The following is a 26,039-nucleotide window of genomic DNA, read 5'->3' as shown; positions in this document are numbered from 1 at the left end:
AGCAGACCTAGCCGGCTGCCAGCGCGCCGTCCGAGCTGAAGACCAGGCCGACCGAGATGGTGCCCTGCTTGAGGCCGGTCTTGGTCAGCGGTCCGCCGGCGTCCAACGTGGTGAAGCTGCCCGCCTGGAATCCGTACGTCTCGACGAGCCCCTGCTGGCACTTGGGCCGCTGCGGGCACTCCGCCGGGCCGCCCAGCACGGTGGCCGCGCCGGAGCACTTGGCCGCCAGGTCGGAGAGGGTCTTCACGCTGTATTTGTCGGAGAAGGCCTGAGTGGTGGCGAACGCGTTCTGGTCCTGCGCCGTGCTGGGCTTGCCGAAGACCAGGCCGGCCTTCTCACCGAGGGCGGTCAGGTTGGTGACCGTGGTGTTCAGGTCGGACGAGGACGGGTCCTTGGCGTCCTTACCGTCGATCTTGCCGGAGAGGAAGTACGCGAGGGTGGCCGCGTACTCCGGGACGACCTGGATGTCGCCCTTCTCCAGCGCGGGCTCGTACAGCTCGCGGTTGCCGATCGTCTGGACCTTGACCGTGTATCCGGCCGCGGTCAGCGCGATGCTGTAGAGCTCGCCGAGGGTGGCGCTCTCGCTGAAGTCGGCGGCGCCGACGGTGATGTTGCCGCCCGGCCCCTTGGTGATGCCGGCGGTCAGGTTGTTGGCCGTGGCGAACTCCTGAGCCGCCGCCTTCGACGACTTGCGGTCGATGTCGACGGCCTTGTTGAGCTCGATCAGCTTGGTGGTGTCGAGCGCCGCGGACACCTTGTCGAGCGCGGCGATCAGCTCGGGGGTGGCGGCCTTCTTGTTGATGGCCGGAATGACGTTGTCGGTGTTCTGCAGCGCCTTGTCGTCGGTGAGCACGACCAGCGCGTCACCGGCGACCGGGGCACAGCCCTGGCCGGAGGCCGCCGACGGTGGCGCCTCGGTGCCGGAGGAGCCGGCCTGGCCGCAGCCGGAAAGGACGACGGCGGCCGCGAGAACGCCGGCCGTCCGGAGGAGATGTCTGCGCATTACTGCCGCCTTCTGTGTCCCGGCCCGGCCCTTCTGACCGTGCCGCGTGTCCGACGGGCAGCCGGAGGTGCGATGCCCGTATCAGCTTGTCCCGGCTATTCCTACCCGCCGGGTATGACAAGATCATCATTCTAGGCCGGAGAATCAGCCGGCCGGTGCCGCGGCGGCCTGGGTACGCCTTCCCCGTGACCGCAGCGCAGGCGGTGTGACCAGGCGCTGGACCACCGCGAGCAGTCCTTCGACGGTGAGTGCGAGCAACGCCACAGCCAGGCCGCCGGCGACGATCTGGCCGCCGCCCCCGTTGCTCATCCCGATCCCGAAGCCGGCGCTGATGATCTGGCCGAGCCCGCCGCCGTTGACGAACGCGGCCAGCGCCGCGGTCGCCACCACCTGCACGGCGGCGGTGCGCAGGCCGGCCGCCAGGTACGGCACGGCCAGCGGCAACTCCACCCGGCGCAGCAGCTGACCGCCGGAGAGGCCCATCCCCCGGGCCGCGTCCCTGGTCTCCGGGTCCACCGAGCGCAGCCCGGTGTAAGCGTTCGCCAGCAGGGGCGGCACCGCGAACACCGCGAGGGCCACCACCACGGGCGGCTTGCCGAAGCCGAGCGGGGTGAGCGGCAGGATCGTCAGCAGGGCCAGCGTGGGGATGGCGAGTGTGAGGTTCGCCACGGTGATCACCGCGCCGCCGCCCCGGCCGCGGTGCCCGAGCCAGATGCCGAGCGGCCAGCCGATCGCGCAGCCGAGCAGCACCGCCCAGAAGCTGATCACCAGGTGCTCGGTGAGCCGGTCGATCATCCCGCCCGGGTTCGTCCAGTTCAGCGGATCGTTGAGCCAGAGGAAGCCTTCCTGGAAATAGTTCATGCCGCCCTTCCCCGGCTCCAGGGCGTCAACATCCGGCCGACTCCGGCCAGGGCCAGATCGAGGACCAGGGCGAGCCCGATGCAGAGCACCGTCCCGGTGAGGATCTGCGCCTTGAAGAAGTTGTTCCGGAAGCCGCCCAGGATCAGGTCGCCGAGACCGCCCTGCCCGATCAGGGAACCCACCGTCACCAGCGCCACCGTGGACACCGTCGCCAGCCGGACGCCGGTGAGGATGCCGGGCAGGGCGAGCGGCAGTTCCACGCGCCACAGCCGGCCGAACCGGCCGTACCCCATGCCTGTCGCCGCCTCCAGGACCTCGGCCGGCACCTGGGTGAGACCGGCCAGCGCGTTGCGGACCAGGACCAGCAGCGCGTACATGACCAGGGCGATCAGCACCGACGTGGTGTTCGTGGTGCCGACCAGCGGGGCGAGCAGAGCCAGCAGGGCCAGCGAAGGGATCGTGTAGAGAACGCCGGAGAGTGCGAGAATCGGCGCGGTCAGTGGTCTGATCCAGTAGGCGACGACAGCGAGCGGCAGTGCGACCACCAGGGCGATGAGTACCGTTTGCGCGGTCAGTCCGGCGTGGAAGCGGAGAGCGTCGCCGATCGCTTCGGCGTTCTCTTGGACGTACCGCCAGGAGAACCAGGGGTTCCCGGGGCCGTCCTCGGCGGGGGCGGCGACCGGCGCCAGAAGCGCCGGACCCCACGACAGGAAGGGCATACGTGGACGCTACCTCTGCATCGATCACGCTGGAGGACGTCGGCAAGGTGTACCCGGACGGCACCGCTGCCGTCTCCGGGTTCAGCCTCGAGATGCGCGCCGGCGAGCTCACCGTCCTGATCGGCCCGTCCGGTTCCGGCAAGTCCACCATCCTCCGCATGATCAACCGGCTGATCGAGCCGACCAGCGGCGTCATCACGATCGACGGCCGCAACGTGCTCCAGCAGGACCCGGTGGAGTTGCGCCGGCAGATCGGCTACGTGATCCAGAACGTCGGGCTCTTCCCGCATCACACGGTCCGCACCAACGTCGGCACCGTGCCCCGCCTGCTCGGCTGGGACCGCAAGCGGATCGACGCCCGTGCCGACGAGCTGCTCGACATCGTCGGCCTCGAGCCGGCGCGGTACGCCAAGCGCTATCCCCACGAGCTGTCCGGCGGTCAGCGGCAGCGGGTCGGGGTTGCCCGGGCGCTCGCCGCGGACCCGCTGGTGCTGCTGATGGACGAGCCGTTCTCCGCGGTGGACCCGATCGTGCGGGCGCGCCTGCAGGAGGAGTTCCTGCGTCTGCAGGCGGCGGTGCGCAAGACCATCGTGCTGGTCACCCACGACATCGACGAGGCGGTGCGGATGGGCGACCGGATCGCGGTGCTGGCCGAGGGCGGCCGGCTCCTGCAGTACGCCCCACCCGCCGAGCTGCTGAGCCGGCCGGCCTCACCCGAGGTGGCCGATTTCGTCGGCGCCGACCGGGGCATCCGCCGCCTCGCCGTGACCCCGGTCCGGGACGTGCTGACGCCGCTCAACGGCTCGGCCACCGACGGCCTGCCCGCCGTGGAGGCCACCGCCACCCTGCACGACGCGCTCGCTGTGATGCTCGCCGACGCCTGTGAGACCGTCCTGGTGACCGAGAACGGCCGCCCGGTGGGAACCGTGTCCCGGGCGGCCGTCTTCGAGGTGCCTGCGAAGGTCTGAGCCTCACCTGGTCCCGCGCCGGCCGCCCAGGGTGGCGAAGCCGATGATCCAGCCGACGAAGAGCCCGTACTGGGCTCCGGAGCCGGCCGCCCGGAATGCGCCGAGCAGGGAGGGGTTGGTCAGGAACAGCGTGGCGAGCAGGGCAGCGAAACCGCCCGCGAAGATGTACGCCGCCCAGCCGGCGAAGAACTGGCTGATCGTGCCGCGGGCCCGGGCCAGTTGGGAGCCGGGCAGCAGGATGAGGAAGAGCAGGGTCAGCAGGACGACCAGGATCGCCTTGAGGTCGCCGACGATCACGTCACGGACCGAGTCGTCGGTGTCGAAGCTCCAGTGCGGCCAGGCCAGCAGCTGCAGCCACCATCCACCGGCCGTGTCGGGGTCGGTGTTCTTCAGAGCCCAGTCGGCGTACCAGGGGCTGCCGAAGACGAGTACGAGGACCAGAGCAGCGAGGGTGCCCGCGCCCGGTGCGGACTTGTATCGATTGCCGAGAGCCATGGCCCCCGCTATTCCCTGCGGGGGCCGGCACTCAAACGACGGGCGTCACTACCTGCTCAGATAGTCGATGAACGCGGCCCGCAGCAGCGGTTCCTGCTCGCCGAGGTCGCGTCCTTCCAGCTCCCGCCAGAGGGCGACGGCCTCGTCGACGGTCGGGCCGATCGAGTTCGGCGCGCCGTCGAGGGTGGCGGCCTCGTCCGCGTCGGGCAGGTGCCGCAGCACCGACCAGTAGAACTTGACGTCGTGGTTCTCGCGTGCCTTGGCGAAGGCGCGCTCGCGCAGCACCTCGGTGGGCAGGGCGTCCAGTTCGGCGAAGCTGGGCGTGGTCATGGACGAAAGCATAGGTCCACTCAGCGGTTGGCGCCCCACGGACCGTCGTCCCAGCGGTCGATGCGTGCCGCCGGCGCCGCCGGGGTGTTCCAGGTCTCCGGCAGGGTCGGTGACCAGGCCGCGCCGCCGCTGGTGGGCGCCGCGTTCCACTCCTCCGGCCCGCCCGCGTACGGGCTGCCGTACGACTCGACGAGCCGGGTCACGACCAGGCCGGCGGCGAACAGGGCGGCGGCGATCGCGAAGAGCGCGATGTCGAGCTCGCGCCGCTCCTCCAGCTCGAGGAAGAGGGTCAGCGCGGTGACCGCGAACAGGGTGCCGAAGATGCCGCCCCGGCGCCCGTACGCGCTGGTGCCGGCGAGCAGGGCCAGGCCGAGGGCGATGCCGGTCCACTCCAGGCCGGTCGCCGGGACGATCGGGCCGGTGGACTGCGCGGCGATGAGCGTGCCCGCGCCGACCGCGAAAAGGGTGGACAGGAGCAGGGCGAGCACGACCGGGACGGCCGACATGACGCCGCGCCGCCGGGCCGGGTCGGCGGCCGAGCGCATCCGGCCGAAGAACCGGCGCACCGGGGCGATCGCGCCCAGCCCGCCGCCCAGGACGGCCAGCGCGGCGAACCCGCCGAAGAGCACGAACGCCTGGTCGGTCGGATCCCAGTCGCCCTGCACGACGATCGGCTCGACGCGCAACTGGATGTAGACGATCACGCCGAGGCCGGCCGCGAGACTGGCGGCCCAGCCGGGCACGTGCAGAACGGTGACGACGAGCGCCACCACCAGACTCCCGGCCGCGCCGATGATCAGTGCCGGGACCAGCGCCTCGAGCACGCCCTTGTCGCTGTTCTCCGCGTACTGCAGGGAGGCGGCCAGGGCGATCGGGCCGAGAGCGAGGTTCGGCGCGCCGGCCCGCAGGCTGAGCCCGGCGCCGAGCGTGAGCAGGCCGATCGCGGCGCCGGTGACCAGCAGCGAGTCGAGGGCCGGGCGCTGGAGCGCGCCGGAGTCCTCGCGGAAGAGGAAGAAACCGAGGACGCCCGCGGCGACCAGCAGCACCACCTCCCAGCCGAGGTGGATGCCGAGCCGGTCGCGCCCGTCCTCGTCGGCGGCCGCGGAGGCACCGGTGACCGGTGCGCTCAGCGACTGGTCGAGGGTGTTGCCGGCGGTGTCGTCGAACTGGACGCGCCGGCGGTATGCCGCCGGATCGGGATCGGCCGCCTTGTCGCCGGGCCGGCGGAAGGTGGTCTCGTCGTAGGCCATGCTCCGCGCCTCCTCACGCCTCCACGAGCGGTTCGAGGCGCACGCTACTCCGGCTGACGGCCGCCCGCCGCAAAGCATACGGAAACGAAGCGGCCTCAGTTCAGAGGCTAGATGGCTTCGACAAACGTCAACGTCGTTCGGACGGCCGATCCGAGTCGTCATCCTGACGATCGGGTTGTTCGGGGATCCGGCAGGAGCGTTCCAGCCACAGCGCCGCGCCGATCAGCGCCAGCGCAGCAGCCAGGCCACCGACCGTGGCCGGCACGTCGTCGCGCGCGGCCCGGGTGGGCTCCAGCAGCAGCCAGCCGAGCAGTCCCGCGGAGAAGCCGGCGAAGATCGCGCCGACCAGCGAGGAGGCCTTGGCCAGGGCCACATAACGGGCGACCGCGAGCGGCTGGACCGGCGGCGCGCCGGGCTTGCGCTGGATCCGGGCGCTGGTGTTCTGCGCGAGTGAGCCCTCCGCGACGGCCAGCACGGCGAGCACCAGGGCCGGCGTCCAGGGCAGGGCGGGCAGGCGGGAGTAGGTGAAGCTGAGCACGAGCCAGCCCACCGCGGCCGCCGCCAGGGCGGCCACCACCAGCACGGAGGTGCTGGTGGGGCGAAGCGACGGGTCGGTCCGGCGGCCCTGGTCGTTGGCGCTCACGCCTTCGACTCTAGCGACAGGTCCGGACACGGGCTCATCGCGGCGACGTCGGCCGCCAGCTCCGGCGAGTTCAGCAGATCGGTGAGCCAGCCGTGCCCGGGCAGCCGGCCGTGCGGATGCAGGTCGATCCACGGCCGCAGCACGAAGGCCCGCAGGTGGGCGCGCGGGTGCGGCAGCGTCAGGTCCGGGTCGTCGCTGATCACCGGCGTGCCGTCGTCCGCCCAGACGGCGATCACGTCGACGTCCAGCGTGCGCGGCCCGAACCGCCGGTCCGGGTCACGGACCCGGCCTTCGGCCGATTCGCAGGCCTGGGCACGCTCCAGCCACTGCCGCGGGGTGGCGCCGGGATCGTCCACGAGCACGACCGCGTTGAGGTACGGCGGCTGCGCGTCATCGCCCCAGGGCGGTGTCTCGTAGACCCCCGACACCAGCAGCACGCTCCCGCCGAGCAGGTCGACGGCGGCGCGCAGGTGGGCGACCCGGTCACCGAGGTTGCTGCCGAGGGACAGCACGGCCCGGGTCACGTCCGGCTCCGTCGCAGCGTGACCGACACGTCGGCGAACTCGTGCGGGATGGGCGCCTGCGGCTTGTGCACGGTGACCTCGGCCGCGTGGACCCGGCGGTCGGCGAGACAGACGTCGAGCAGCCGGTCGGCGAGCCGCTCCAGCAGGTTGACCGGCTCGCCGGTGAGCACCTCGACGAGCCGGCCGGCCAACTCGCCGTAGTGCACGGTGTCGGTGACGTCGTCGGTGGCCGCGGCCCGGCTCAGGTCCAGGTCCAGTCGCACGTCCACGACGAAGTCCTGACCCTGCTCGCGCTCGAAGTCGTAGACGCCGTGCCGGCCCCGCGCACGGAGACCGGTCAGGGTGATGTGACCCCTCGCTGTCCTACTGGTGTCGGCAGTCGTCATCGCGTACCCCCGGAATGGAATGTCGGTGAGCCGGTGGCGCGCCAGACCGCCAGCGCGTCGACGGTCGCGCCCACCTCGTGGACCCGGACCCCCCACGCGCCGGCGGCGACCGCCAGGACCGAGGTCGCCAGGGTGGCCGCCTCTCGGCCGGCCACCGGGCGCGGCGTGCCGTCCGGAGCGGCCAGCAGATGACCGAGATAGGTCTTCCGGCTGGCGCCGAAGAGGATCGGGAAACCGAGGCCGACCAGGACGTCGAGGTGGGCGCTCAGGGCCCAGTTGTGCTCGGCACGCTTGGCGAAGCCAAGACCGGGGTCGAGAACGATCAGCCCGGGATCGACCCCGGCCGCGATCGCCGCGTCGGCCCGGGCCCGCAGTTCGTCCCGGACGTCGGTCACCACGTCCCGGTATTCGGCAAGCTTCTGCATGTCGCGGGAGTGCCCGCGCCAGTGCATCAGCACCCAGGGGCAGCGCGCGGCCGCGGCGACCGCCGCCATGTCCGGATCGGCCAGCCCGCCGGAGACGTCGTTGATCACCACGGCGCCGGCGCTCAGAGCGGCCTCGGCAACGGCGGCACGCGTGGTGTCGATACTGACCGGTACGCCCTGGGCGAACAACCGCTCGATCACCGGAACGACCCGGGCGATCTCCGTCGCGGCGTCCACGCGCTCGGCGCCGGGCCTGGTCGACTCCCCACCGACGTCGATGACGTGCGCGCCCCGGTGAAAAAGCTCGGCGCCGTGGTGAACCGCGGCGTCGACGTCGGTGTATCTCCCTCCGTCGGAGAAGGAGTCCGGCGTGACGTTGAGGACGCCCATCACGACCGGGTGATCCCGGTCCAGCAGCTCAGCACCCTTGAGCTGGGCGTCTGTCGGATTTGTCGGCACGGATGAAGGGTAGTGTTCGAACATGTGTACGATGCCGCGTGACACGAATTCACGCACTCCTTCACCTTGAGTAACGAAACGGGCGCTTGTTGCTCGCAAGTACGGCCCGTACTCTTCGGAACTGGGCATCATGAAGTGACCGAAGAGAGCAGATGAGCATGGCAGTGCCCGAACGGCTCACTCGACGCGGTGAGCTAGAGGTAGCACGATATGGGCGTTGCCGTACGGGTTCACAACTGCAGCGTGTCCGTACCCCCCTTACCGGACACGGGGAGGTTTACCGATGATCGCCACCGAGCTCGCCATCCTGGCGGCACCCTCAGGCAGCATCAACACCGAAGGAATCGTCACTTTCTTCGCGAGCAACATCGCACCGATCCTGCTCGCGGTGCTCGGCGTGATCTTCATCGGCCGGGCCAGCCGGGGTGAGATCTCCAAGGTGCTCACCAGCTCGGCGATCGCGATCGTGGGCCTGGCGTTCATCGCCGGCGCAGCGACGCTCTTCTTCGTCGGCGAGTCGATCATCGACCTGATCTTCAACTGAGATGCGGCTCCGCACCGACGACGACATCTACCGGGCCCGCCTGGTCTATCTGGGCCCGCCCGGATACACGCTGCCGGTACACCTTCCGTACGCGCAGTACGGGATGTTCGTCGTACTGGTGCCGATCTTCATGTTTCTGCACTACCTGATCACGATGGAGTTCGACCCGTTCCCGGCCTGGGAGATCGCCCTGGCCATGGTCACCACTTCGTACGTGTTCCGGCATGTCGACCCCGACCGGCCGGCCCGGGTCGTCATCCGCACCGCGCTCACCGACTGGCGCCGCACGCGCGAGCCCGCCGTGGAGCAACGCGATCCGAGACTTGTCGCCACTCGCATCCGGGTTCGGGAGGAGTTGGTATGACCGGTTGGACTGTCGTGCGTCTCGGTGGGGTCTCCGCATGAGCGGAACTCCTCCGCACGGGCATCCCCGCGCGGATGCCTCGTCCACAGGCAGGCAGAGTAACGGTGTGCGCTCGAACAACTACTCCTCGCCTGATCCGGCGGAGGGCTCGGAAGAGCTCGTCTCCGCACCGGGACACGGCGGCGTGGGTGTGTTCCAGGCGCCGCAGCCGGTCCGTCCACGCGGCGCCGCGGTGGACACCAGCATGGACATCGACTCACCCTTTCTCGATCTCTTCGGTGGGACGACGAGTACCCGGCCGAGTGATCTTTACGCGAAACCGGTGGAAGCCGAGCCGGACCGTGGGTTCGGGATCAACGACCGGCCGGCTCCGAACGGGAACGGCGCCGCGCACCCCTCGCCGGGGCGGGACGGTGCGCCGTTCACCCGGGCGCCGGTCGGGCCCGAGGCGGACTTCTTCGAGGAGTCTGCCGGCGGTCCTGCCGTCACCACACCTGTCCCACCGCCTGCCACCGCACCCGTGTCGCCGGCCATTGTGCCTTTGGCGCCGCAGTCTCCGCCGCAGGTCGCCGCGTCTGTGTCTCCGCCGCCGCCGGTCGCGGCTCCGGTTTCGCCGCCCGCGCTGACCCCGCCGCCGGTCGCGGCTTCGGTGTCGCCACCCGCGGTGACCCCGCCGCCGGTCGCGGCTCCGGTGTCGCCGCCCGCGGTGACGAGTGGGCCGCCGACTGTCGAACGCGACGAGGACGACTGGAGCGAGTTCGACCAGTGGCCGACGTCGGCGCCGGCCCCGGTCGACCGGGTCGCGCTGTGGCAGCAGGCCGCGCCGCCGCAGGCGCCGGCAGTCGCCCCCACCGCCGCCCCGCTGCCGGTTCCGGTGCCGGAGAAGGCGCCGGCCAAGCGCCGGGAGAAAGCGCCCGCCACGCGCAAGGACAAGGCGCCCGCCCAGCGCCGGGAGGCCAAACCGGCGCTGCTGCGGCCGCAGAAACTCAAGTTCAGCGACCGGGACCCGGCGATGGAGCTGGCGATCAGCGAGATCGCCGGCCATCTGACCTTCACCCAGAGCACCGTGACGGCGTGGTACCACCTGCCCGAGGTGCGCTGGGCGTTCCGGCCTGACGCCGAACGCGAGGCCCTGCTCAGCGCCATCTCCGAGCAGTACGCGGGCCTCGCCGGGTTCCGGCTGCACCTGCGCCGGACCACCCGCCCCTTCCCGGCCGACGAGTGGGCCCGCACGGTCGACTCGTTCACCGCCCGGCCGCTGCCCGACGTGCACGGGGCGACCTCCTGGTCCGACCACCTGGTGGCCGCACAACGGCACCTGCTGTCGGTGAACCACGCCGAGGGCCAGACGTACCTCGGCGTGACGTTCGCCCGCCGCTCGCTCGGCGACACCTTCTCCGAGCGCATCCTGCGGATGTTCGGCCGCGGCACCTCCGACGGCGAACGCCGCAAGCTGGGCCGCACGGTCGAGCAGTTCGACGAGGTGCTCAACGCGTTCGGCATGCGCGGGCGACGGGTCACCCCGCAGGAACTGGAATGGCTGCTCTACCGCTCGGTGGCGCTCTGCATGGCACCGCCCGGACTTCTCTCCCCGGTCTCCAACGGCCACTGGGAGACCGGCGACCTGCTCGCCCTCACCGAGCAGGTGGAGCGCTACCGCACGCCGTACGGATCGACGGTCAAGCTGGTCAACCGGATGTCCGGCGAGGAGCGGCACGTCGCCGTGCTCTCGGTCGGCCGGATGGAACCGCTGGAGATCCCGGAGAAGCACGAGCCGTGGATGCACTTCCACGAGCGGCTGCCCTGGCCGATGGAACTGTCCTCACGGATCGACATCCTCGGGTCGAACAGCTCCTTCAAGAACCTCGAACACCGGCTCCGGATGATCCGCTCGCAGCAGCTGGACTACGCCGAGCACGGCATCGACGCCCCACCGGAACTGGAACGCCTCGCCAAGCGGGCGCTGGTGATCGGCGACGAGATGACCACCGGCCTGCCCACCGACTCGGCCCGCGCGCACGGCTGGCACCGGATCGCGGTCGGCGGCGCCACCCGGGAGGAATGCCTGGAACGGGCCCGGCGGCTCATCCAGCTCTACTCCCGTGAGCTGCGCATCTCACTGCAGCACCCGAAGAACCAGGACCAGCTGGCCCGCGAGTTCATCCCCGGCGAACCGATCGCCAACACCGGATACGTACGCCGGATGCCGGTGAAACTGCTGGCGGCGGCGCTGCCCCAGGCCGCCTCCACGGTCGGTGACCGGCGTGGTGACCTCATCGGTCGTACCGCCGGAACCTGCCGTCGCCCCGTCTTCCTCGACCTGCATTTCCCGATGGAAGTGCGGGAACGCTCCGGCCTCGGCGTGTTCGTGGCCGAACCCGGCGGTGGCAAGTCGACGCTGATGGGCGCCCTGGGCTACCTGAACGCCCGCCGCGGCGTCCAGGTGACCCTGCTCGACCCGTCCGGCCCGCTGGCCAGGCTGTGCCAGATGCCGGAACTCCGGCCGTACTCGCGGGTGCTCAACCTGACCGGTTCGGAACAGGGCACCCTCGCGCCGTACGCGCTGATCCCCACACCGGTGCGTTCCGAGTTCTCCACCGGCCCGGCCGGCGACCGCGAGTTCGAGATCGCCGTCTCCAACGCCCGCGCCGAACGCCGCATGCTGGTCCAGGACATCTGCTCGATGCTGGTGCCCCCGCAGGTGGCCAAGGAGGCGTCCACCGCCACCCTGCTGCGGCACGCGGTGCGACAGGTGCCGGCGGAAGAGACGTCGACGCTGGACGACGTCGTGCGTACGCTCCAGGCCCTCGACAACGACGAAGGCAAGGAACTCGCCAACCTGCTGCTGGACACCGCCGAGATGCCGCTGGCGCTGCTCTTCTTCGGGCACCCGCCACCCCACCTCCTCGGCGCCGACTCCGCCCTCACCGTGATCACCATGGCCGGCCTCCGGCTCCCCGACCTCAAGATCGAGCGGGAGTACTGGTCGGCCGAGGAATCCCTGGCCCTGCCGATGCTGCACACCGCACACCGCCTGGCCGTACGCCGCTGCTACGGCGGCTCGATGTCGTCCCGCAAAATGGTCGGCCTCGACGAGGCCCACTTCATGGAAGGCTGGCGTTCCGGCCGCTCCTTCCTGGTCCGGCTCGCCCGCGACTCCCGGAAATGGAACCTCGCCGCGCTCGTCGCCTCCCAGAACCCCCGGGACATCCTCGGCCTCGACGTGCAGAACCTCGTCTCCACCGTCTTCGTCGGCCGCATCGCCGAAGACCAGGAGATCGCCTCCGAGGCCCTCCGGCTCCTGCGGGTCCCGGTCCACGACGGCTACGAGGCGACGCTCGCATCCCTCTCCCAGGTCGACAGCTCCTCCCAGCACCGGCTGGGCTTCCGGGAATTCGTGATGCGAGACGTTGACGGGCGGGTCCAGAAAGTAAGAGTCGACGTCTCCTACGTCGAGGGCCTGCTCGAACACCTGGACACGACGCCGGGCACGGCGCCGCCGACGGTGGTGCCCCTCCCGTCCGACCTGGAGGCCTGAGATGCTGCGTCGGGGTTTGGCACTGATCACGGCGATGTTCGTGATGGTGGTGGCTTCGATCGCTTGGGCGGTGGCGGCGCCTGGCGAGGCCTTCGCCGCACCGGTGGAGAAAGCGCCGGGGGCGCTGTGCAGCGTCGAGGAGTGGCAGCAGGACATCCAAGGCTGCGTGAAGCGCCTCAGTGAGGATCTTGAGGATAAGACGAGCTGTTTGACGGCTCCGACACCCAGCACGCCGGATGCAGGTCTGGCTGGATGGTTCGCAGAGCGCCCCCCATCCTCAACCGGAAGCGGACCGCAGGGCCTGTACAGCGAATACGGTTATGCCGGATACAGCTATACGACCTATGACCTCGGCGGATGCACCGGTTCGATCGCGAATGCCGACACGAAGATCGAGACTACGATCGCGAACGGCGAATTCATGATCGCCACCTCGATCATCGGCGCATCGAATGCATTGCGTGAGCGGGCCTGGAATCCCGCATCTCTGTGGGGCTGGGCTGATCCTCTGGTCGACCAGGCAACCAAGGCCATCTACGAGAAGGTCTTCAGCGTCTTCGGCGTGATCACGCTGGCTGTCGTGGGAATCTATCTGATGTGGCGCTCCCAACAGGCTGACATGGGAGCCGCCACGACCACTGCCGGGTGGGCGATTCTGGTCATGGTCGCCGTAACCGCAATTGCTGCGTGGCCTGTGAAATCGGCAAATATCGCGGACCAAAGCCTCATCACCACACTGGGCGTCGTGCATGACGCGGTAGGCCCGAGGCCGGCCGACGACACCGAGTGTCGCTTGGACGCGGACTCCTGCAAGGACCAGCGACCGCCGGCGGTCAGGGCAAGCGACACCGCGACCGAAACGATGCTCTACCGAAACTGGCTTCGCGGAAACCTCGGCTCCGCAGACAGCGAAACGGCGAAGAAGTACGGATTAGCGCTCTACGACGCCCGATCTCTGACTTGGGACGAGGTGCAGCGGATCCGCGACAACCCGGCAACGCGCGACGGGGTCAACAACGGCAAGAAGGCTCAGTTCGAGACTCTTGCCATGCAGATCGAACGAGAAGATCCCCAGGCGTACGAATACCTGACGGGCATGAATGGGATGGAGCGCATCGGCGCCGGCTTCATCGCTGTGCTGGCTGCGCTGATGTTCGCGATGTTCGACATCACCGCCTCGCTGCTGGTGCTACTCGGCTTCCTGGTCTTCCGGTGGGCTGTCATCGCGGCGCCCATCCTCGGCACGATCGGTCTGCTCCGTCCCGCCAGTGCGGGCATCCGGCGCCTTGGGAACGCGGTCGTTGCAGCCCTGTTCAACATCGCCATCTTCGGAACCGGCGCGGCCATCTACCTGTTCGCCGTCGATCTGATCATGAACACGGGCAGCCTCGCCGGTTGGCTCCAGGTCGTACTGGTCTGGCTCACCGGGGTGGTCGGGTGGCTGTTGCTGCGTCCCTATCGCCGTATAACGCAACTCGGCGGCAAGGACGGAGCTGCCGCGATCGCGTCCGGGGGTTCGTGGCATCGGCGGTTCTTCCGGGACATGCGGGAAGCCGCCAAGCTGGAAGTCGCCGAGGGTGGCGGAACGCGTGAACCAACGTTCGGCAAGGACGGTCGACCGGTTTACATCGACCAGCGCAGGCTCCGCCCTGAGGCACGTCTCGAAGATCCGTCGCACGCGGCAGGACCGCGCAGCGAGACTGCGGGTGTCGGAACACCAGCCGCCATCGCGAGCCGTCCGGACGGCACGGAATCTGTGCGGGACGATGAGCCGGCCAGCAGTTCCGAGCCTCGCAATCAGCCCACCCCGACCCGCGCCCGTCCCGTCTCCGGCTGGACCGAGCCCGACGCCGCGGAACGACCGACGTCATATGCGATCTACCGACCTGAGACCGGCTCGACCACGGAGGAGCCGACCAGCCCGCGGGTGCGATCCGAGGCCAGGTGAGTTGAGTGGCTGGATTCATGCAGCGGAGTCTCACCGGGATCTTCCGATCCCGCTGGGGGGTCGCAATCGTCCTGGCCGCCATCGTCCTCGCGGTAGTCGGTATAGGACGGCTCTTCTCTGACGGCCAAGCAGCGTCACCGCCTCTGGGCGGTCAGAGCCCGGAACCGGCGGTGAGCGTGGACCCCGCCGAGGATGACAGCGTGTTGTCTCCGGAGCCGCCGCCCAGCCCGAAGACCAGCCCGGGTCGTGCGCAGCCGGAGGCCGTGGCATATGCCTTTGCCTCCGCATGGGTGGATCATGAGGACATCACTGCGAAGAAGTGGCTCAATCGCCTGTTGCCGAACGCCACCAAAGACCTGTCCAACCAGCTTCGCGGCGTCGATCCTGCCGGCGTACCAGCTGATCGTGTGATCGGCCGGCCCAGTCTTGTGGCGGTCAACGAGTCGATGGTGAATGCGATCGTCACCATGGACTCCGGAAAGCTCAGTCTGCGGTTGGTGGCGCCAGAAGGTACCTGGCTGGTCGACGGCATCGACTGGGAGCCGGCGTGAGAGTTCCGCGTCCGCGCAGAGTCGTCCTTCTCATAGCCCTTGTGGCAACGCTCGCTCTGCTGTGCTGCGGCGGTAGCCTGACTGTCCTTCTTCTCGGCGAGGTTGACACCGATGAACAGGCCACCCTAAACGCGGCAATGGGGTGTGGACAGGGCGGAGTTGTCGACCCTGATGCCAAACTCCCGCGTATCCGCCAGTACGGTGCCGAGCAGATCCGGAACGCTGCAGTCATCATCGACGTCGGCTCGGAGATGAAACTGCCGCCCCGCGCCTGGGTAATCGCAGTCGCCACGGCGATGCAGGAATCACGGCTACGCAACTTAGGACACCTGGGCGCTCGGAACGACCACGACTCGCAAGGACTTTTCCAGCAACGTCCGAGTTCGGGCTGGGGGACGCCTCAACAGGTACGGGATCCGGTCTACGCCAGCACGAAGTTCTACAACAAGCTCAAGACGATCGACGGCTGGGAGAAGATGCCACTGACCCGCGCCGCACAGGCAGTGCAGATCAGTGCGTATCCCGACGCCTACGCGAAGCACGAACTCTTGGCCACCCAGATCGTCAATCAACTGGCCGACGGCGCGGCAAATGCGGTAGGCGACTCGGTTTCGATGGTCTGCGCCGCATCGGGCCAGGTCGCAGCCTCCGGGTGGACGATCCCGTTGCGCGCGGGAGTGGGTTCGGGCTTCCGCACCGCATCTCGTCCCAACCATCAGGGTGTCGACCTGAGTATCGGCAAGTACACGCCGATCGCGGCCGTGGCAAGTGGTGTCGTGTCACTCGTCAAGTGCGACGAGGACGCCAACGGCCGTAAGAGCTGCAATGTGGACGGCTTCCCCGGCAAGGGGGGCTGCGGCTGGATGGTGGAGATCATTCATGCCGGTGACGTGATGACGCGGTACTGTCACCTCGTGCAACGGCCCTTCGTCCGCCAGAATCAGCAGGTCAACGCCGGTGATGTCATCGGACGGGTCGGCTCCAGCGGCAATTCCTCCGGCCCTCACCTGCACTTCGAGATCCACCTGAACAACGATCGATCAAGTGATGGCGCCGTCGACCCGGTCGCGTTCATGCGCAGCCAGGGCGCGCCCTTGGGTGATGAGGGATGATCGGACCTTCTTCCAGCTCGTCCTCGCGTCAGCCGAGTCGAGTGCCCGAGGCCCCGCGTCCCATCGTGCCGACACCAGCCACGATGGGCGGCAATTTGCGCGGCAGACGCGTGATCATCGGCATTCCCGGACATGGCTGGCGTGGCGATTTCCGGGCAGATGAGAAAGTGGTCCAGGGCAGCCGCACCTATGTTCCGGTGATTCCGGAATCAGAGTGGTACCGCGCCGAAGCAGAGCAGACGGAAGTTTTTGCTCCGCTCGTCCCTGTCGATCGCGTCTGGGTGGAAGAATTCGGCATGGCCGGCTTCACGGACCCTAATCGAAGCGGATTACGCCTCGTCTCGCTCGACGAGCCACCACGCCGTTCACCGGTCCCGGTCCTGGATGTCCATCACTTGACGGGAGCCCGAGTCGTCGAGATTTCAGCGGACGATTCCGAGAAGCGCGACCTGAGGGCCGTCACCGAGATCCACACCAGCGAAGACGGCCAGGTCTGCGTACGAATCTGCACTGAGCTGGAGTGGTACCGATGGCAGTGGAACGGCCGACCGCCGAGCACCACTGAGGTTCCTGTCCACTTCCTCTGGGCTGAATAACGGCTAAGGCATCTCGACGGCTCCGCATACACGCAGCCCGTCCTGGTCCACCAACTGGAATACCCAATCGTCAGAAACCCGTTCACTGCCATCGCTGAAGGCGCGTCGAAGCTCGGTACTGACGGTTGTTGCACCGTTATGTGTTGACACGGCCAGACTGGTCCACGTCACCCTGACACCGAGCGAGTACTTCGCCTCAGCAGATTTCACTTCTGACCTGAAAGCAGCAAGGCTCGACAGATCGCCACCGCTCTTACATTGGTAAAGCGACGCCTCTTCGTCATCGCGCTTTACCAGGTATGCCCGAAGGAAGTTGTCGACCACGGCGTCGGGCTCGGTTCGTTTGATCTCGGTGGCGCCGTCGTAGAGGGCGACAAAAACTCCCACTCCGCCCAGGCAGAGCAGCGCCATGATGCCCGCTCCCAAGGCCAGCGCCAGCCGGGTCCGGCGGTTTCGCAGTCGGCCTTTCTGCCATGCCGGCCGGCTCGTCCGCCCACCTCCCGGCTTGGGCGTGACCTGACCGTCGGGCTGAGGCTCCTGCGACTGCATGCTCACGACACTAATCCGTCCACTCAGGCCGATCCGCCGCCCATCACTCCACCTCTCGGAACTCGGACGCCGAGCCCCAGAAGGCGTTCACCTCTTCGAGCACCGGGCGCACCGTGGCGGCCACCTCGGCAGACACCGGCTCCCCGTCGTCCCACTGCAGGGCCGCGGGCAGGTAGAAGACGTCGCCTCCCTGGCCTCGTTCGACGGGCAGGGTCAGGACCCGGCCGGCCAGCTCGAACTGCACCGCTGAACGCCCGTGGCTTCGCACGACCGCTCCGGAGTCGTGTTGGGCTTCCTGGTTTCGCAGCTCGTGCACCGGCACCGTGGGCTTCACCTCGACTATTCCGGGTCTATCAGGTTGATGCTGGTCACCTTCGGGTTGTTCTGCAAGGCGGGCAACTCCCGGTTCAGCCAGATGCTGCGGTGGCTCGGCGCGTGACTCCACGCCGTCACCTCGCCTTCGGCGTTTTCGGCGTACCTCTCGGACAGCCGTCCCCAGATCCGGTCCGCGTGGTCCTTGGTGACCGGTGAGCCGGGTTCGAAGAGGGCGGCGCCGTCGAAGGCGCCGCCGCCGGGGGTTGTTTCCAGGGTCACGGAGGTGACGCCGTCGGTGTTGACTTCGGCGTACGCGCGCATGCGGGTCCCGTCGGGCAGCGCCCCGGAGTAGAAGTGTGCGCCGTTCAGGGGGCTGTTGACGTCCGCTTTTTCGACTTCGCGCATCAGCCGGTGGAATTCCGAGTTCTGTCCGAACTGTTTGGCCAGCTGTCCGGCGCTTCGGGCCGCGGCGTGGCTGCCCGCGGTCTGGAGGAGATCCGCCGCGCGGGTGAACATCTGGGCGACTTCGCCTTCGACGATTTGTAGCGCCTTGTGGATGATTTCGCGGCAGGCCAGCCGGGTGGCGGCGACGAAGACCGGGATTTCGGCGAGGGTGGCGCCGGCCGTGACGAAGGAGGTGGCCACCGCCTGGCCGACCTGGAAGGCGAGGACGGTGAGCTGGGCGATGAACGCCGTTTTGAGGGCGACGGTGACGCCGGACATCGCGATGAGGCCGGCGCCGATGAGTTCGACGGCTTCGGCGGCGTCGCCGAGGTGCCGGCCGGGGCCGTCGGGGCCGGTCCACCACCGTTCGAAGGCTTCGACGGAGGCGCCTTCGTTCTCCATCCAGACGCGCTGGGCGGCGGCGTTGGCCTCGGCGGCGTGCAGGCGCAGCCGCCCACCGTGCTCGATCCACGCCCGGCCGTCGGCGTAGAGGCGGTCCTCGTCGGCCTGGGGCCAGGTGAGGCCGACCCAGCCGAGCGGCTCGGTGAGTTCGGCGGGCAGCTCGATGGTCATGTCCCGCCCACCCCGGGAGACGGCACGCCGGGAGACGGCACGCCAGAAGACGGCACGCCAGGAGACGGCACGCCAGGAGACGGCACGGCATAGGACGGCACGCCAGGAGACGGGAAAGCGGCAGGAGACGAAGCGGCGTAGGACGGGACGGCGGGGGCACGGAGCGAGGACGCGGCCTCGGCGTCGGCCGCCGCCACCGAGCGCGCCTGCGTCGCCAAGGTCAAGGCCGCTTCACCCACCTGATGGACGTACGACCCAAGTGCCGTCAACGCGTGCCCCAGCACAGCCTGATAGGCGACCGCGAAGGCCGTCCCGCTCTCGTCCCCGCCCCACGGGTTCCCCGGCCCCAGCACGGTGGTCTCCAGCGCCGCCACGTCGTCCGCCATTCGCTGCGCCACGCCGGCCAGGGCGCTCCCGGCCGCGGCGACCGCTTCCGGGTCCATCCGCAGCCCGACGCTCACCATGTCCGGCCCGCCCGCCGCGACAGGTCGTACAGCGCGGTGGAAATCTCGGCGAACCGGCGGTCCGCCAGTTCCGTTGCCTCGGCGCCGGCGGCCTTGAGGCGTTCCGGGTCGAAGGAGAACGCCGGCACAGCCTCGTCCCGCCGCGAGTCCTGGGCCTCGGTGAACGCCGAGATCAGCGCCGTCCGCAGCTCTTCGACCGGCAGGTGCGCCACCCGTGGGTCGAGGGTCACGTCCCACAGCCGCCCGTCCCCGTCGAGTTCGATCCGGACCAGCCCGCCGGCTGCCACACCAGTGCCGTCCATCGCGGCCTCCCCCATCGACGACGTTCCGAGTCGGACGATGGCGAATACCCCTCGCACACGCTCCGGGTTCAAAGCACCACGGAGCGAAGGCGAAGAAGCTGCCACGAAACGCGTGCCGAACCAGCGGGGAGGGGCAGAAGGAGGACGGCACGAAACTGGCACCGGGGACGCAACGCGGCGTCCGCGCGGCCCTGGGATAAGTTTTAACCCGCGGACAGGAGGTGGTGGGCAGTGGCGGATTCGACTCTGCGGGTCCGGCAGGCCGCTGCTCTACACCGGCAAGCGGTGGCGACGGTGGACGCGGCCGCTGCCGCGCTGGAGGCTTACGCCCCTGCCGACGTCGACCCTCGGGAGCAGCATCGGCTGGCCGATCGGTTGCGGGTGGCGGCCGCGCAGCTCGCGCCGGGGTGGCTGGGTGCCACTCTGGACGCGCTGGCGCCGACCGCGCCGCTGGGCGACGCCGCAGCGCAGGTCAGCGACGCCGCCCAGCCGCAGTTCGTCCGGCTGGGCGTGGCCCAGCCGTTGGACGACGTCCGTTTCCCAGCCGTCGTCCCGCTGCTCGGCGCGGGACATCTCACGGTCGACGCGACCGCCACCGACCCGCGCGTGTTCGGTCTGCTGCGTTCGTTGCTGCTGCGCCTGCTGGCGGCCGCTCCGGCGGGCTCGCTGCTGGTGCGCACGGTGGACGGTGTCGGTGGCGGTTCGGTGTTCGCGCCGTTCGAGGAGCTGGCCGACGCGGGGCTGATGGCGCCGCCGGCCACCGACCGGCAGGGTCTGCGTGACGTGCTTTCGGAGGCGGAGAAGTGGCTGCGCCCGGTCCGCGGCGGCGCCACCCGCCGGTCCCGGCGCGACCGGGTGATGCTCGTGGTGATCGCCAGCCTGCCGGAGCTGACCGAGGGCGAGGAGCTGCGCCGGATCGCGGCGCTGGCCCAGCAGGGGCCGGATTCCGGGCTGCACCTGATCGTGGCCGGCTGGCCGCCTCCGCCGCTGACCGCGGAGACCACGCAGGCGCCGCTGCCGCGGACGACGGCGGTGTCGGTGCGCAACCCGTTCGCGATCATCGGCGATCCGCCGGGCGGCACGTTCGGGTCCGTTCCGGAGGCGTTGTGGCTGAACGCGCCGGTCTTCCTGGACGATGACCCGCCGGCGCACCTGATCGAAGCGGTCTGCCAGGAGCTGGCCGCGGACACCCTGGCGGCGTCCCGGGTCACCCTGGCCGACCTGCTGCCCGAGGCCGGCGACGAGCTGTGGGGCGGCGACGCGGCGGCCGGGGTGGAGACCGTGGTGGGGCATCACGGTGACGTGCCGCTGGTGCTGCGCTTCAACGACCTGACCCCGCACTGGATGGTGGGTGGCCGCTCCGGCGCCGGCAAGACCGCCTTCCTGATCAACGTGTTGTACGGCCTCGGCGCGCGGTACGGCCCCGGCGAACTGGCCCTCTATCTGCTCGACTTCAAGGAGGGCGTCTCCTTCGCGGAGTTCGTCCCCACCCGCCGCGACCGCACCTGGCTGCCGCACGCCCGCGCGGTCGGTGTCGAGTCCGACCGGGAGTACGGGCTGGCCGTCCTCCGCGAGCTGGACGGCGAGATGAGCCGCCGCTCCCTGGCGTACAAACGGGCCGGGGTGTCACGCTTCGCCGATCTGCGGCAGGTGGTGGCCGAGGAGGGCCGCGGCGCCGCCCTGCCCCGCATCCTCTGTGTCATCGACGAGTTCCAGGTGCTGCTGGCCGGCAACGATCCGACGGCGGCCGAGGCGGTCGGCCTGCTGGAGTCGCTGGCGCGCAAGGGCCGGTCGTACGGGATCCATCTGGTTCTGGCCAGTCAGACCGTGCTCGGCGTGGAAGCGCTCTACGCCAAGCGGGACTCGATCTTCGGCCAGTTCCCGGTGCGGATCGCCCTGCCCGGTGGCGGCGACGTGCTGGAGCCGACGAACGACGCGGCGGCGGGCCTGCCGATGGGCAGCGCCGTGGTGAACACCGCCGGCGGTCTGGGCGGCCCGCGCGGCGCCACCCGGGGCCACGAACGGGTGGTCCGGTTCCCTGATCCACACTCCGACCAGCCGCTGCTCAGCGACCTGCGGCACCGGCTGTGGGGTGCCCGTGACCCGGAGGCGCTGCCGCCGAAGGTCTTCGCCGGTTACGCACACCAGCACCTCGAGGACGACCCCACCTATCGCGCCGCCCTCGCCGGCCGGGTGTCCCGCCCGTCGGCCCTGATCGGCCGGGTGATCGACGTGGGTCTCACCACCGCGGCCTTCCCCCTCGACTCGTCGCCGGGACGCCACCTGGCCATCCTGGGCTCGTCGAGCACGGGCGCCGAGACGCTGGACGCCGCCGCCCGCAGTGTCGCCGCCTGCCTCGCGCCGCGTACCGCCCGGTTCGTGATCGCGTCGCTGGTCGCCGAGGGTGACGAGCCGGCCGCCGCGCTGGCCGCCGAGATCGCTCATCGGCAGGAGGTCGTGGTGGTCGACGCCGCCGGCCTCGCCGCCGAGTTGGACGCCGGGCGCCCCGGCTACCGCGTGGTGTTCGGGATGGACGCCGCACCGGCGGGCACCCTGACCGGTCTGCGCGGGCTGCTCCGGGAGGGCCCGAGCCGCGGGGCCCACCTGCTGTCCTGGTGGCGCGGGGTGCGCCGGTTCGGTGAGGAGACCGGCGGCAGCATGGGCCGCGAGGACGTGGCCGGCCTGCTCTTCCTCAACGTGCCGCAGTCGGACGTGATGCTGCTGCTCGGCCGCCCGGTCGACTGGCACCCCCGGCCGAACCGCGCGCTGCTGCACGACCGGCATTCCGACCGCTTGGAGACTGTGGTGCCCTTCGCGTACCCGGAGGCGTACCCGGAGACCGGCCCGGGAAGTGACGAGCCGTGACGGGACAGGCCGAACAGAAGGGGCATCTGATCCCGGAGCAGGTGGGCGGCAGACCCGGCCCGGACCCGTGGGCGGATTACCTGGCGGCGGCGCAGGCGCTCGACGCGACCCGCCGGGCCGCCAGCCTGGCGCAGGGCGAGCACGCCGCGACGGTCACGGCCGCCAGGCAGGAGCTTTCCTCGGTGCGGGCGCGGCTCGCACCGCAACGAGCCAGACTCGTGCGCGACTTCGGCGTACCAGAACATGATCTGACGCCGCAGCCGGCCGATCAGGCCGAGGCGATGGAACGGGTGACCGGCGGTCCAGCGGCCGTGCTGGCCGCGCTCCGCGAGGCGCGGGTCACCGCGGACGCCGCGGATCACGCCTTCATCGCGCCCGTGCCGCCCGGACCGGACCGTCCGTGGGTGCGTAACCTGCTGATCTACGGCCCGTTCGCCGCCGCCGTGCTGGTCGTGCAGGTGCTGCTGTTCCTGGTCGCGCCGCCCGGGTCGCCGCCGACCTATGCGCTGGTCTGCGGGCTGAGCATGCCGCTGCTGGCGTTCGGGCTGGGCTGGGCGACGATCGGTTTCGTCTATGGCGGGGACGAGGGCCAGGCCGACCGCACGCCGATCCTGGGTGTGATCACCTGTCTCACGCCGGTGCTGCTCACCTGCATGGGCGCCGGCCTGGAAGCACTGCTGAGCTAGGAGGCACGTGATGGCTAACGTCGAAGAGGTCAAGGCCAACGTCGCGACGGCGGTGTCCGGTTCGGAGCGGGCGATCGTCGGCATCCAGGCGGTGGCCGAGCAGCTGGATCAGTCGCTGGCGCTGCTGCGGCTGACTGCGGTCGGCTCGATGCACCCGGCGACGGCGGCGGCGATCGCCAACCTGCAGCAGGCCCGTGAGCGGCTGGACGAGGCGACTCAGCTGACCCGGGCCGCGATGGACTCGGCCAACCAGTTCCGCAGCCTCATCTGAAGGATGACCGGGCGGCTGGCGCCGCACGGTCCTGTGGGTCAGGCTTTACCTGGCGTTTATCAGGGCCATCGCCTCGGCGCGGACCTTGCCGTCGGTCTGGAAGGCGCCACGCACCGCGCTCGTCACCGTTCGGGCACCGACCTTGCGGATGCCGCGCATCTCCATGCAGAGGTGCTCGCACTCGAGCACCACTATCGCGCCGCGCGCGCCCAGTTTGGCCATGAGCAGGTCGGCTATCTGCGAGGTGAGCCGTTCCTGCACCTGCGGGCGGCGGGCGAAGACCTCGACCAGCCGGGCCAGTTTCGACAGGCCGGTGATCCGCCCGTCGGTGCCCGGGATGTACCCGATGTGCGCGACCCCCTTGAACGGGAGCAGGTGGTGCTCGCACATGCTCTGCACCTCGATGTCGCGGACCAGGACGAGTTCCTCGTGGTCCGCCTCGAAGGTGGTGGTCAGCACGGTCTCCGGGTCGACCCGCAGACCGGCGAACAGTTCCGCGTAGGCGCGGGCGACCCGGGCCGGGGTGCGCTGGAGCCCGTCACGGTCCGGGTCCTCACCGACCGCGATGAGGATCTCCCGGACCGCTTTCTCGATCCGCCCGAGGTCGACGGCCTCCTCCACCGGGGTTCCGGTGAGTTTGCCGTCGACCAGCCGGGCGGCGAGATAGTCGAGTGGTTCGTCGTGCGTGCTGATCAGTTGCTGCCTTCCGCACCGTTCGCGGTGGCGTTCGGGTTCGGCCCGACGGCGATCTGGCCGTCCGCCTCCGCCTGCGCCTTGAGCTTCTCCCGCTCGGCGGGAGTGAGCACCGGCGGCGCCTCGGACGGCAGCCGCTTGCCGAAGCCGTTGAACGGCGACATCGGCGGCCGCTTCTGCACCCGGGCACAGATCCGGTTCATGTCGTCCTGAGTGATGGTCTCCTTCTCCATCAGCTCGAGGACCATGTTGTCGAGCACGTCGCGGTACTCGACCAGGATCTCCCAGGCCTCGTCGTGCGCCAGCTCGATGAGCGCGCGCACCTCGCCGTCGATGTCGGCGGCGACCGCGTCCGAGTACGCCTTCTCGTGGCCCATGCTGCGGCCCATGAAGGGCTCGTCGCCGGTGGTGCCGTACTTCACGGCGCCCAGCTTCGAGCTCATGCCGTACTGCGTGACCATGGCCTTGGCGAGGCCGGTGGCCTTCTCGATGTCGTTGCCGGCGCCGGTGGTGGGCTCGTGGAAGACGAGCTCCTCGGCGGCCCGGCCACCCAGTGCGTACGCCAGGGTGTCGATCATCTCGGCGCGGGTCTGGGTGTACTTGTCCTCGGTCGGCAGCACCAGCGTGTGGCCCAGCGAGCGGCCACGCGGCAGGATCGTCACCTTGTGCACCGGGGCGGAGTGCGGCAGAGCGTAGGCCACCAGCGCGTGTCCACCCTCGTGGTACGCGGTGATCTTCTTTTCCTTGTCGCTCATCGCCCGGGTGCGGCGCTCGGGGCCGGCGATGACCCGGTCGATCGCCTCCTCGAGGAACTCGTTGGAGATCGCCCGCTTCTCGTTACGGGCGGTCAGCAGCGCGGACTCGTTGATCACGTTGGCCAGGTCGGCGCCGGAGAAACCGGGCGTGCGGCGGGCCACCGCGTCGAGGTCGACGTCGGGCGTGAACGGCTTGCCCTTGGCGTGCACCCGCAGGATCGCCTTGCGGCCCTCCATGTCCGGGTTGTCCACCGGGATCTGCCGGTCGAAACGGCCCGGGCGCAGCAACGCCGGGTCGAGGATGTCCGGCCGGTTGGTGGCGGCGATCAGGATGACCCCGCCCTTGGTGTCGAAGCCGTCCATCTCGACGAGCAGCTGGTTGAGCGTCTGCTCGCGCTCGTCGTGACCGCCGCCCATGCCGGCGCCGCGGTGCCGGCCGACCGCGTCGATCTCGTCGACGAAGACGATCGCCGGCGCGTTCGACTTGGCCTGCTCGAAGAGGTCGCGGACCCGGCTGGCGCCGACACCGACGAACATCTCCACGAAGTCCGAGCCGGAGATGGAGTAGAACGGCACACCGGCCTCACCGGCGACCGCCCGGGCGAGCAGCGTCTTACCCGTACCCGGGCTGCCGAAGAGCAGCACACCCTTCGGGATCTTGGCGCCGAGAGCCTGGTACTTCGCCGGGTTCTGCAGGAAGTCCTTGATCTCGTGCAGCTCCTGCACCGCCTCATCGGCGCCCGCCACGTCGGCGAACGTCGTCTTCGGCGTGTCCTTGGTGATCATCTTCGCTTTGGACTTGCCGAAGTTGAGCACCCGTGAGCCGCCACCCTGCATCTGCGACATGAACAGCAGCAGCAGGACCACGAGGATCGCGATCGGCAGCAGGTTGATCAGCAGGCTGAGCAGGATGTTGTCGCCGGAGACCGTGGCGTTGACCGTCCCGGTGATCCGGCCTGTGGTCTTGGCCTCCTGGACGTCGTTCCAGATGGCTTCGGTGACCCCGTACGGATACTGAGTCTCGATCTTGTCGGTCATCTTGCCGTTGAACCGCTCGGACTGCGCGAGATCGATCTGGAGCGTCTGCTCCTTGTCCTTCTGGACGACCTTCTCGATACCGGGCTGGTTCAGACGCTCAAGCGCGACCGAAGTGTCAATCCGTTGGTAACTGGGACCACTGGTGAAGAAAGAGCTCAGCGCGACTACGCCGATGATCACCAGAATGATCCAGACCACCGGGCGGCGGAAGAAACGCGTACGTTCCATACTGTTGTCGGGCGCCAAGCGCCCGGACCCTCCTGATCGGCGTCCTGGTCACCTCAACGTCACCGCCCCACCGGCGGCGTGCCGGATCTGCTTTCCGCTCCGGCCCTCCGGCGTTCGTGACTACCACGCCATCGGTCACT

General features: G+C 69.6%; 28 protein-coding genes. 11 read left to right on the top strand and 17 right to left on the bottom strand.

The genetic code is table 11. From position 1 onward, the window contains the following. Window positions 1–7: 7 nt before the first annotated feature. The 3 genes from AC0NH5_RS35180 to AC0NH5_RS35170 all read right to left on the bottom strand — a co-directional run bounded on the left by AC0NH5_RS35180 (window position 8) and on the right by AC0NH5_RS35170 (window position 2,583). Window positions 8–1,003, bottom strand: a complete 996-nt coding sequence (locus tag AC0NH5_RS35180) for a glycine betaine ABC transporter substrate-binding protein (RefSeq protein ID WP_474411385.1) — start codon at window positions 1,001–1,003, stop codon at window positions 8–10. Between the two features lie 144 nt (window positions 1,004–1,147). After that, window positions 1,148–1,864, bottom strand: a complete 717-nt coding sequence (locus tag AC0NH5_RS35175; protein WP_474411384.1) for an ABC transporter permease — start codon at window positions 1,862–1,864, stop codon at window positions 1,148–1,150. Then, window positions 1,861–2,583, bottom strand: coding sequence for an ABC transporter permease (locus AC0NH5_RS35170; protein ID WP_474411383.1), 723 nt, complete (start codon window positions 2,581–2,583; stop codon window positions 1,861–1,863). Before AC0NH5_RS35170 ends, AC0NH5_RS35175 begins: the two co-directional genes overlap by 4 nt. A 2-nt stretch (window positions 2,584–2,585) precedes the next feature. Here AC0NH5_RS35170 and AC0NH5_RS35165 point away from each other — a divergent pair, with 2 nt between their 5' ends. Further along, window positions 2,586–3,551 (top strand): ABC transporter ATP-binding protein, encoded by a 966-nt coding sequence (locus AC0NH5_RS35165; protein ID WP_474411382.1) that lies wholly within the window; start codon window positions 2,586–2,588, stop codon window positions 3,549–3,551. A 3-nt stretch (window positions 3,552–3,554) separates the two neighbouring features. On the opposite strand, the gene AC0NH5_RS35160 is transcribed toward AC0NH5_RS35165, so the two are convergent. The 7 genes from AC0NH5_RS35160 to folP form a co-directional block, all read right to left on the bottom strand. Continuing rightward, window positions 3,555–4,046 (bottom strand): hypothetical protein, encoded by a 492-nt coding sequence (locus AC0NH5_RS35160; RefSeq protein ID WP_474411381.1) that lies wholly within the window; start codon window positions 4,044–4,046, stop codon window positions 3,555–3,557. A 48-nt stretch (window positions 4,047–4,094) separates the two neighbouring features. Beyond that, the gene (locus AC0NH5_RS35155) at window positions 4,095–4,376 is read right to left on the bottom strand and encodes a hypothetical protein (protein WP_474411380.1); all 282 of its coding nucleotides are present in this window, start codon (window positions 4,374–4,376) and stop codon (window positions 4,095–4,097) included. A gap of 20 nt (window positions 4,377–4,396) precedes the next feature. Next, a complete protein-coding gene (locus AC0NH5_RS35150; RefSeq protein ID WP_474411379.1) occupies window positions 4,397–5,626 on the bottom strand; it encodes an ABC transporter permease in 1,230 nt (409 codons plus the stop codon). A gap of 127 nt (window positions 5,627–5,753) precedes the next feature. Continuing rightward, the gene (locus AC0NH5_RS35145; RefSeq protein ID WP_474411378.1) at window positions 5,754–6,269 is read right to left on the bottom strand and encodes a DUF3180 domain-containing protein; all 516 of its coding nucleotides are present in this window, start codon (window positions 6,267–6,269) and stop codon (window positions 5,754–5,756) included. Continuing rightward, the gene (folK, locus tag AC0NH5_RS35140; RefSeq protein WP_474411377.1) at window positions 6,266–6,793 is read right to left on the bottom strand and encodes a 2-amino-4-hydroxy-6-hydroxymethyldihydropteridine diphosphokinase; all 528 of its coding nucleotides are present in this window, start codon (window positions 6,791–6,793) and stop codon (window positions 6,266–6,268) included. The genes AC0NH5_RS35145 and folK overlap by 4 nt, the downstream gene beginning before the upstream one ends. Beyond that, window positions 6,790–7,179, bottom strand: coding sequence for a dihydroneopterin aldolase (gene folB, locus AC0NH5_RS35135; protein ID WP_474411376.1), 390 nt, complete (start codon window positions 7,177–7,179; stop codon window positions 6,790–6,792). The genes folK and folB overlap by 4 nt, the downstream gene beginning before the upstream one ends. After that, the gene (gene folP / locus AC0NH5_RS35130) at window positions 7,176–7,994 is read right to left on the bottom strand and encodes a dihydropteroate synthase (RefSeq protein ID WP_474411402.1); all 819 of its coding nucleotides are present in this window, start codon (window positions 7,992–7,994) and stop codon (window positions 7,176–7,178) included. Before folP ends, folB begins: the two co-directional genes overlap by 4 nt. A 352-nt stretch (window positions 7,995–8,346) precedes the next feature. Between folP and AC0NH5_RS35125 the strand changes: the two genes are divergently transcribed. The 7 genes from AC0NH5_RS35125 to AC0NH5_RS35095 all read left to right on the top strand — a co-directional run bounded on the left by AC0NH5_RS35125 (window position 8,347) and on the right by AC0NH5_RS35095 (window position 16,716). Further along, entirely contained in the window at window positions 8,347–8,607 is a 261-nt protein-coding gene (locus AC0NH5_RS35125; RefSeq protein WP_474411375.1) for a hypothetical protein, read from the top strand. A gap of 1 nt (window position 8,608) precedes the next feature. Beyond that, window positions 8,609–8,971, top strand: a complete 363-nt coding sequence (locus AC0NH5_RS35120) for a hypothetical protein (RefSeq protein ID WP_474411374.1) — start codon at window positions 8,609–8,611, stop codon at window positions 8,969–8,971. A gap of 106 nt (window positions 8,972–9,077) precedes the next feature. After that, window positions 9,078–12,509 carry an ATP-binding protein gene (locus AC0NH5_RS35115; protein WP_474411373.1) on the top strand — a complete coding sequence of 1,144 codons (3,432 nt, stop codon included), beginning with the start codon at window positions 9,078–9,080 and terminating at the stop codon, window positions 12,507–12,509. A 1-nt stretch (window position 12,510) separates the two neighbouring features. Further along, window positions 12,511–14,457, top strand: coding sequence for an MFS transporter (locus AC0NH5_RS35110; RefSeq protein WP_474411372.1), 1,947 nt, complete (start codon window positions 12,511–12,513; stop codon window positions 14,455–14,457). Between the two features lie 170 nt (window positions 14,458–14,627). Then, a complete protein-coding gene (locus tag AC0NH5_RS35105) occupies window positions 14,628–15,008 on the top strand; it encodes a hypothetical protein (protein WP_474411371.1) in 381 nt (126 codons plus the stop codon). Next, a complete protein-coding gene (locus AC0NH5_RS35100) occupies window positions 15,005–16,120 on the top strand; it encodes a M23 family metallopeptidase (RefSeq protein ID WP_474411370.1) in 1,116 nt (371 codons plus the stop codon). Before AC0NH5_RS35105 ends, AC0NH5_RS35100 begins: the two co-directional genes overlap by 4 nt. Further along, window positions 16,117–16,716 carry a hypothetical protein gene (locus AC0NH5_RS35095; protein ID WP_474411369.1) on the top strand — a complete coding sequence of 200 codons (600 nt, stop codon included), beginning with the start codon at window positions 16,117–16,119 and terminating at the stop codon, window positions 16,714–16,716. The genes AC0NH5_RS35100 and AC0NH5_RS35095 overlap by 4 nt, the downstream gene beginning before the upstream one ends. A 3-nt stretch (window positions 16,717–16,719) precedes the next feature. On the opposite strand, the gene AC0NH5_RS35090 is transcribed toward AC0NH5_RS35095, so the two are convergent. The 5 genes from AC0NH5_RS35090 to AC0NH5_RS35070 form a co-directional block, all read right to left on the bottom strand. After that, window positions 16,720–17,265, bottom strand: a complete 546-nt coding sequence (locus AC0NH5_RS35090; protein ID WP_474411368.1) for a hypothetical protein — start codon at window positions 17,263–17,265, stop codon at window positions 16,720–16,722. 43 nt (window positions 17,266–17,308) lie between these two features. After that, entirely contained in the window at window positions 17,309–17,533 is a 225-nt protein-coding gene (locus tag AC0NH5_RS35085; RefSeq protein WP_474411367.1) for a hypothetical protein, read from the bottom strand. Between the two features lie 71 nt (window positions 17,534–17,604). Beyond that, window positions 17,605–18,597: a WXG100-like domain-containing protein gene (locus tag AC0NH5_RS35080; RefSeq protein WP_474411366.1), complete on the bottom strand. Its 993-nt coding sequence runs from the start codon at window positions 18,595–18,597 to the stop codon at window positions 17,605–17,607. Beyond that, entirely contained in the window at window positions 18,594–19,061 is a 468-nt protein-coding gene (locus AC0NH5_RS35075) for a hypothetical protein (protein ID WP_474411365.1), read from the bottom strand. The genes AC0NH5_RS35080 and AC0NH5_RS35075 overlap by 4 nt, the downstream gene beginning before the upstream one ends. Next, the gene (locus AC0NH5_RS35070; protein ID WP_474411364.1) at window positions 19,055–19,363 is read right to left on the bottom strand and encodes a YbaB/EbfC family nucleoid-associated protein; all 309 of its coding nucleotides are present in this window, start codon (window positions 19,361–19,363) and stop codon (window positions 19,055–19,057) included. The genes AC0NH5_RS35075 and AC0NH5_RS35070 overlap by 7 nt, the downstream gene beginning before the upstream one ends. Before the next feature lie 231 nt (window positions 19,364–19,594). Here AC0NH5_RS35070 and AC0NH5_RS35065 point away from each other — a divergent pair, with 231 nt between their 5' ends. From AC0NH5_RS35065 to AC0NH5_RS35055, 3 genes are read left to right on the top strand one after another with little or no spacing between them, the layout of a single operon-like run. After that, complete coding sequence (locus AC0NH5_RS35065) at window positions 19,595–22,228, top strand: FtsK/SpoIIIE domain-containing protein (RefSeq protein WP_474411363.1); 2,634 nt, start codon at window positions 19,595–19,597, stop codon at window positions 22,226–22,228. Beyond that, window positions 22,225–22,914, top strand: coding sequence for a hypothetical protein (locus AC0NH5_RS35060; RefSeq protein WP_474411362.1), 690 nt, complete (start codon window positions 22,225–22,227; stop codon window positions 22,912–22,914). Before AC0NH5_RS35065 ends, AC0NH5_RS35060 begins: the two co-directional genes overlap by 4 nt. A 10-nt stretch (window positions 22,915–22,924) precedes the next feature. After that, complete coding sequence (locus AC0NH5_RS35055; protein WP_474411361.1) at window positions 22,925–23,185, top strand: hypothetical protein; 261 nt, start codon at window positions 22,925–22,927, stop codon at window positions 23,183–23,185. A 45-nt stretch (window positions 23,186–23,230) separates the two neighbouring features. Here AC0NH5_RS35055 and folE read toward each other — a convergent pair whose 3' ends face one another. Continuing rightward, window positions 23,231–23,881, bottom strand: coding sequence for a GTP cyclohydrolase I FolE (gene folE, locus AC0NH5_RS35050; RefSeq protein ID WP_474411401.1), 651 nt, complete (start codon window positions 23,879–23,881; stop codon window positions 23,231–23,233). Further along, the gene (gene ftsH / locus AC0NH5_RS35045) at window positions 23,878–25,899 is read right to left on the bottom strand and encodes an ATP-dependent zinc metalloprotease FtsH (protein WP_474411360.1); all 2,022 of its coding nucleotides are present in this window, start codon (window positions 25,897–25,899) and stop codon (window positions 23,878–23,880) included. The genes folE and ftsH overlap by 4 nt, the downstream gene beginning before the upstream one ends. Window positions 25,900–26,039 lie beyond the last annotated feature (140 nt).

Source organism: Actinoplanes sp. 13, assembly GCF_056134165.1.
The sequence above is the reverse complement of the archived record's forward strand: the minus strand, read 5'-3'. Positions and strand labels throughout refer to the sequence as shown.